Origin of the sequence: Phenylobacterium sp., from assembly GCF_030646615.1 — a bacterium.
Lineage (GTDB): Bacteria > Pseudomonadota > Alphaproteobacteria > Caulobacterales > Caulobacteraceae > Phenylobacterium.
In genome coordinates, this window is sequence record NZ_JAUSLG010000048.1 from 1 (window position 1) to 5395 (window position 5395).

5 protein-coding genes and 1 pseudogene are annotated in these 5395 nt (G+C 66.5%); 1 reads left to right on the forward strand and 5 read right to left on the reverse strand.

From position 1 onward, the window contains the following. The 3 genes from Q7S93_RS08505 to rpsL form a co-directional block, all read right to left on the reverse strand. Nucleotides 1-1102: elongation factor G (locus Q7S93_RS08505; RefSeq protein ID WP_304713458.1), on the reverse strand; the 1102-nt coding region annotated here is incomplete at its 3' end. A gap of 115 nt (nt 1103-1217) precedes the next feature. Then, on the reverse strand, nt 1218-1691 hold the full coding sequence (gene rpsG, locus Q7S93_RS08510) for a 30S ribosomal protein S7 (protein ID WP_300572945.1): 474 nt from the start codon (nt 1689-1691) through the stop codon (nt 1218-1220). 12 nt (nt 1692-1703) lie between these two features. Next, nucleotides 1704-2075, reverse strand: a complete 372-nt coding sequence (gene rpsL, locus Q7S93_RS08515; RefSeq protein WP_293317138.1) for a 30S ribosomal protein S12 — start codon at nt 2073-2075, stop codon at nt 1704-1706. 343 nt (nt 2076-2418) lie between these two features. On the opposite strand from rpsL, the gene Q7S93_RS08520 reads away from it, so the two are divergent. Next, nucleotides 2419-2997 (forward strand): hypothetical protein, encoded by a 579-nt coding sequence (locus tag Q7S93_RS08520; protein WP_304713459.1) that lies wholly within the window; start codon nt 2419-2421, stop codon nt 2995-2997. 31 nt (nt 2998-3028) lie between these two features. Here the strand turns inward: Q7S93_RS08520 and Q7S93_RS08525 are convergent, their stop codons facing one another. Together Q7S93_RS08525 and Q7S93_RS08530 are read right to left on the reverse strand one after the other, a co-directional pair. Further along, the gene (locus Q7S93_RS08525) at nt 3029-3496 is read right to left on the reverse strand and encodes a YbjN domain-containing protein (RefSeq protein WP_304713460.1); all 468 of its coding nucleotides are present in this window, start codon (nt 3494-3496) and stop codon (nt 3029-3031) included. A gap of 149 nt (nt 3497-3645) precedes the next feature. Further along, nucleotides 3646-5395, reverse strand: a pseudogene (locus Q7S93_RS08530) (DNA-directed RNA polymerase subunit beta'); the annotation flags it as partial.

Sequence of the window (5395 nt, forward strand, 5' to 3'; positions counted from 1 at the left end):
CCTTGATGTCCTCGCGGTTGTTCGAGTGCATCAGCAGCATGCGGCCGACCCGCTCGCGCCGGTCGCGGGTGGAGTTCAGCAGGCCCATGCCGGTTTCGAGCTTGCCCGAATAGATGCGGCAGAAGGTCAGCGAGCCCACGAAGGGGTCGTCCATGATCTTGAACGCCAGCACCGACAGGGGCTCGTCGTCCGAGGCGCGACGAACCACCGGCTCTTCGGTCTTGAAGTCGATGCCCTGGGTCGGCGGGATGTCGATCGGCGACGGCAGATAGTCGACGACGGCGTCGAGCAGGGGCTGCACGCCCTTGTTCTTGAAGGCCGAGCCGCAGAGGATCGGATAGAAGGCGCCATTCAGGACGGCCTTGCGCAGGCACTTCTTGATGGTTTCTTCCGACGGCTCTTCGCCCGACAGATAGGCCTCCATGGCCTCGTCATCGAGCTCGACGGCGTTCTCGATCATGTAGGCGCGGGCCTCATCGGCCTTGTCCTTCATGTCGGCGGGGATGTCCTCGTCGGTGAAGGCGGCGCCCAGGCCGTCATTCTCCCAGACCACGGCCTTCATGCGGACCAGGTCCACCAGGCCGCGCAGCGAGGATTCCGAACCGATCGGAAGCTGGATCGGCACGGCCTTGGCGCCCAGGCGATCACGGATCGATTCCACCGACTTTTCGAAGTCGGCGCCGATCTTGTCCATCTTGTTGATGAACACGATGCGCGGGACATTGTACTTGTCGGCCTGGCGCCAGACGGTTTCGGTCTGGGGCTCAACGCCGGCGTTGCCGTCCAGCACCGTCACCGCGCCGTCGAGCACGCGCAGCGAACGCTCGACCTCGATGGTGAAGTCCACGTGGCCGGGGGTGTCGAGGATGTTGAGGCGCTTGCCCTTCCAGAAGGAGGTGGTCGCAGCCGAGGTGATGGTGATCCCCCGCTCCTGCTCCTGCTCCATCCAGTCCATGGTGGCCGCGCCGTCATGGACTTCGCCGAGCTTGTGGCTCTTCCCGGTGTAGAAGAGGATCCGCTCCGTCGTCGTCGTCTTGCCCGCATCGATGTGGGCCATGATTCCGAAATTGCGGTAGTCTTCAATGTTGTGCGTACGGGCCATAGCGATAGGCTTTGCTGAAAGAGGTCCGGGGGTAGCTGCCGGTCGATGTGCTGAACGAACGGCGCGGGCGGTTTAGCTCAAACCGCCCGCGCCGGAAAGCGATGGATGACCGGTCTTACCAGCGGTAGTGCGAGAAGGCGCGGTTCGCCTCGGCCATCTTGTGGGTGTCTTCGCGCTTCTTCACGGCCGAGCCGCGATTGGACGAAGCATCCAGAAGCTCGCCGGCGAGCTTCTCGGTCATGGTGTTTTCACCACGCTTGCGCGCAGCGGTCACCAGCCAGCGGATGGCCAGGGCGCGACGGCGCTCGGGACGGACTTCGACGGGGACCTGATAGGTCGCACCGCCAACCCGGCGGGAACGGACCTCGATGCCCGGGGCGACATTTTCCAGAGCCGCATGGAAGGTTTCCAGCGGGCCCTGGTCCTTGCGCTTGGCTTCCAGGATGTCGAAGGCGCCGTAGATGATGTTCTCGGCGACGGCCTTCTTACCTTCGTACATCACGTAGTTCATGAACTTGGTGACGACGAGATCCCCGAACTTCGGGTCGGGAAGGACTTGACGTTTTTCTGCGCGACGGCGGCGGGACATGTCTTCTTATCCTTACTTAGGACGCTTAGCGCCGTAGAGCGAACGACGCTGCCTGCGGTCCTTCACCCCTTGGGTGTCGAGCACGCCGCGCAGGATGTGATAGCGCACGCCGGGAAGGTCCTTCACCCGGCCGCCGCGGATCAGCACCACGGAGTGTTCCTGGAGGTTGTGGCCTTCGCCGGGGATGTAGCACACCGCTTCAATGCCGGTCGTCAGACGGACCTTGGCCACCTTACGCAGAGCCGAGTTCGGCTTCTTGGGGGTGGTGGTGTAGACGCGCGTGCAAACGCCGCGACGCTGGGGGCAGCCCTTCAGGGCCGGCACCTTATTGCGCGAAGGCTTGTCCTTACGCGGCTTGCGGATCAGCTGGTTGACCGTAGGCATATATTCTCTGCGCCATTCCTAGGCTTGTGGGGGCGTGTGCCGTTGGGCCGATGCGCCCCGTTTAAGGGTCGTATTCTTGTTCGGTCTTCGAAACCCGGATCCTAGAACACGAAAACTCGCCGGCGCGCGTCGCTAGAAGCGCTCCGGCGGGCGGCCGTCTCTTGCAAGACTTTCGAGTCCATCGGGCCTGGGATGAGAATCCCCGGCTTCAAAGGAGCGCGGTTCATACTCGCCCCGGCCGGGCGCGTCAACGTTTGCGCAAGGCGCGCGCCCGCCCCAGCCCAATGGTCACAGTTTCGCCCCCCGACGCCGTCAGCTTGGCCTTGGCGAGCCGGAAGGGACCATGGGGCGCAGCTTACGGACTCTCACGGCGGTCGGCCTGGCCGTGGTCCTGCACCTGGTGGGCCTGCTCGCCCTGCTGTGGATGGCGCCCGCCCTCCCCCGGCTGGGCGAGGCGCCGATCTTCGAGATCATCCTGGCGCCGCCCCTGGGGACGCGTCGGCCGGACCCAGGCCCACCGCCAGCCCCGCCCCGTGGCCAGGGCGCCCGCCAAGGGCCAGGACCGCCGCCGTCCTCTGCAGGCCGCCCGGCGGTGGCCCCGCCCCCCGCCGTCCCGGACGGCGAACCCCAGGCCCAGGCGGCCCGGCTGCGCGCAGCGCTGCGCCAGACCTTCGGCTGCAGCCAGCCCGACATCGCGCGCCTGAACGAGACCGAGCGGGCCGCCTGTCTGGCGCGGTTCGCCAGCGGCGCGGAGACCGCCCCCTACCGCCCGCCCCTGATGGCGTCCGACAAGCAGCAGGCCCTGGAGCGGGCTGGCGCACGCAAGGCGGCCGATCGCGCCTATCGCGAAAGCACGACACCGCCGCTGGGGACCAACACCACCGGCGGCGGGCCGGTGATGAACCCCCTGCCCGAGCTATAGCTGCAGAGCCGCGCCGGGCCGTCGGAACCCCCTAGAAGTCGATGAAGGTCTTGAAGGCCGGGACCCCGGCGGCCCAGGCGTCGATCCCGCTCTCAAGCTGCTCGGTGGTGGCGCCGCGTTCGAGATCGACATCCATCTCCAGGACGGGATCCATCTCATCATCGAGATAGGCCCGGCTGAAACGCATTTCGCGGTTCCACGCATTGATGCGGTCCAGGGTCATGGGCTCATTCATCCCGAACGCCACGGTGAACTGGATGCTGGTGCAGCGGGCGCCCTCGCAGCCGTAGAAGTAGATATTGTAGTTCACCCCGTCGGTGGCGCTGCGGATCATGGGATCGCCGATCCCGTCCTCGTCTTCCTGAGCGCGATAGCCCTTGGCCTGCAGCACCTCGATGACCTCCTGCGCCGTCACCCCGCCAGCTGGCAAGGGCCGCGCCTGCGCTTGGGTTGCGCCAAGGCTGAGGGCGAGGCCCGCAGCGATCATGAGTCCACGCATACGGCGATCCTCCCTCGACCCGGCCCGGCGCCGGTGACCCCTGTCTTTCCACAGCGAGGCTTGAAGCGGAAGCCGTCCTGCAGGGGAAAACAAAACGGCCCGGAGTCGCCTCCGGGCCGTCTGTCTGTCCTGGCCTTGAAGACCCTGACCTAGTTGTCGATCGTCTCGGCCTGGGCTTCGGCGGCGATCACTTCGGGCAGCGGCTCCATGGTCGTCTCGCGGCTGGCCGCCAGGGCTTCGTCGCGCTTGGCGGCGATGCGCTGGAGGTTGCGCAGGTAGGAGCCCGTGCCCGCCGGGATCAGGCGACCCACGATCACGTTCTCCTTCAGGCCTTCCAGGGTGTCGCGCTTGCCCTGAACCGAGGCCTCGGTGAGCACGCGGGTGGTCTCCTGGAAAGAGGCCGCCGAGATGAAGCTGCGGGTCTGCAGCGACGCCTTGGTGATGCCCAGCAGAACCGGCTGGGTGATCGCCGGACGACCGCCGCGGGCCTCGGCCTTGGCGCTCTCTTCGTCCACCTCGATCTTGTCGAGATGGTCGCCCTTGAGCAGGCCGGTGTCGCCGGTCTCGAGGATCTCGACCTTCTGCAGCATCTGACGGACGATCGTCTCGATGTGCTTGTCGTTGATCGGCACGCCCTGCAGTCGATAGACCTCCTGGATCTCGTCCACGAGGAATTCGGCCAGCGCCTCGATCCCCTGAATCCGCAGGATATCGTGCGGATCGGGGTTGCCGTCGATGATGTACTCGCCCTTGCGGATCGTATCCCCGTCATGGACGGCGATATGCTTGCCCTTGGGGATGAGGAATTCGACGGGCTCGCCGCCATCCTCCGGCGTGATCTTGATCCGGCGCTTGTTCTTGTAGTCGCGCCCGAACTCGACCCGGCCGTCCATCTCGGCGATGACCGCGCAGTCCTTTGGCCGGCGGGCCTCGAACAGCTCGGCGACGCGGGGCAGACCGCCGGTGATGTCCCGGGTCTTGGCGCCCTCGGTGGGGATACGCGCCAGAACCTCGCCGGGCTTCACCTCGTCGCCGTCGCCGACGGAGAGAATGGCCCCGACCGGCAGCAGGTAACGGGCCTCACCGCCGTTGGCGATGCGCTTGAAGGCGCCGTCGGCGTCGATCACGCCCACGGCGGGACGCAGATCGCTGCCCTTGGTGGACGCGCGCCAGTCGGTGACCACGCGGTTGGAGATACCGGTGGCCTCGTCGGCTTCCTCGCGGACCGAGACGTTCTCCATCAGGTCTTCGAACCGGACCCGGCCGCCCACTTCCGTGAGGATGGGGGTGGTGTAGGGGTCCCATTCGGCCAGGCGCTGGCCGCGCTTGACCTTGTCGCCGTCCTTGACCTTCAGGCGCGCGCCATAGGGCGGCTTGTAGGACTCGCGGTCCTTGCCATCGACCTGGACGGTGATCTGCAGGTTCCGGTTCATGACCACGAACTCGCCGTCGCCGGCCTGGACCACATTGCCGCCGCCCACCTTCACCACGCCTTCGTTGGCGCTTTCGAAGAAGGACTGTTCGGCCACCTGGGCGGTGCCGCCGATGTGGAAGGTCCGCATGGTCAGCTGGGTGCCGGGCTCGCCGATGGACTGGGCGGCGATGACGCCGACCGCCTCGCCGATGTTCACCGGGGTCCCGCGGGCCAGGTCGCGGCCGTAGCAGGTGCCGCAGACGCCGTTCTTGGTTTCGCAGGTCAGGACCGAGCGGACCTTGACCGACTGGACGCCGGCGTTCTCGACCACCTCGATCATCTTCTCATCGAGATAGGTGTCGGCCGGCACGATGACCTGGCCGGTGTTCGGGTCCTTGATGTCCTCGGCCGACGAGCGACCCAGGATGCGCAGGCCCATGATCTGGACGGCGAAGATGACCGGCGCAGATCGGACGAGCGTCGTG

What these genes read in the sequence shown, in the direction of transcription:
- rpsG (WP_300572945.1), bottom strand. Translation starts at nt 1,691, where the DNA reads ATGTCCCGCCGCCGTCGCGCAGAAAAACGTCAAGTCCTTCCCGACCCG.
- rpsL (WP_293317138.1), bottom strand. Translation starts at nt 2,075, where the DNA reads ATGCCTACGGTCAACCAGCTGATCCGCAAGCCGCGTAAGGACAAGCCT.
- Q7S93_RS08520 (WP_304713459.1), top strand. Translation starts at nt 2,419, where the DNA reads ATGGGGCGCAGCTTACGGACTCTCACGGCGGTCGGCCTGGCCGTGGTC.
- Q7S93_RS08525 (WP_304713460.1), bottom strand. Translation starts at nt 3,496, where the DNA reads ATGCGTGGACTCATGATCGCTGCGGGCCTCGCCCTCAGCCTTGGCGCA.